Annotated in this window: 1 tRNA gene and 2 rRNA genes; all 3 read right to left on the bottom strand. The window is 48.7% G+C overall.

Annotated elements, in window-relative coordinates:
* A 23S ribosomal RNA gene (locus tag C3418_RS23750) occupies window positions 1-101 on the bottom strand; the annotation flags it as partial.
* Window positions 102-351: 250 nt separating this feature from the next.
* Window positions 352-427 (bottom strand) — tRNA-Glu (locus tag C3418_RS23755).
* A 278-nt stretch (window positions 428-705) separates the two neighbouring features.
* Window positions 706-826 (bottom strand): 16S ribosomal RNA (locus C3418_RS23760); the annotation flags it as partial.

Genomic DNA, 826 nt, shown 5'->3' on the forward strand with positions numbered 1-826 from the left:
TAATGTCTCTTACCGACTGCTCACGGCTTATCGCAGGTTAGTACGTCCTTCATCGCCTCTGACTGCCAAGGCATCCACCATGTACGCTTAGTCACTTAACCATACAACCCCAAGAAGTGTCGGTGAACGACCCAGCTTGTTGCTGCACAACTTTCTTCCCGAAGGAAGGTGACCAAATAAAATTTGGTTTTCGCCAAGAAGTTTCCAAAGCACTTGTAACAAATGTTTGAGAACTACTTTTTAAATCAGCTTTCCAGATTGTTAAAGAGCATGTTTGCAACGGTCAGTGACCGAAGAAAACAGACATAAACATGACTGCTTATGTCTGTATTCTTGAGCTGCGAAGAGAAGTGGCGTCCCCTAGGGGATTCGAACCCCTGTTACCGCCGTGAAAGGGCGGTGTCCTAGGCCTCTAGACGAAGGGGACGAAAATCATGCTTTGCGAAGGTCACTTCGCAATGATTTTCGTAAAGGCGACGCCGAGCCTGCGAGGCTAGCGGCCTTTAGCGCTGTTCGTTGTTATCGCTAACTTTGAATTGGGTAGCAACTTGCGCCGCTATTCACACCCCAACCCAACGAACGGGCTTCTCTCGTTTGGCGTTAGCCAAACAAGCACTGACACGCCAAGGCGCATCAGGTCTTTGCTCTAACTACTTTGAATCAAGGCAATCTGTGTGAACACTCAACAACTTCGACATCTTAAGGTAAGGAGGTGATCCAACCCCAGGTTCCCCTAGGGTTACCTTGTTACGACTTCACCCCAGTCATGAATCACACCGTGGTAAACGCCCTCCCGAAGGTTAAGCTATCTACTTCTGGTGCAACC

The organism is Aeromonas sp. ASNIH8 (assembly GCF_002919855.1).
Taxonomy (GTDB): domain Bacteria; phylum Pseudomonadota; class Gammaproteobacteria; order Enterobacterales; family Aeromonadaceae; genus Aeromonas; species Aeromonas caviae.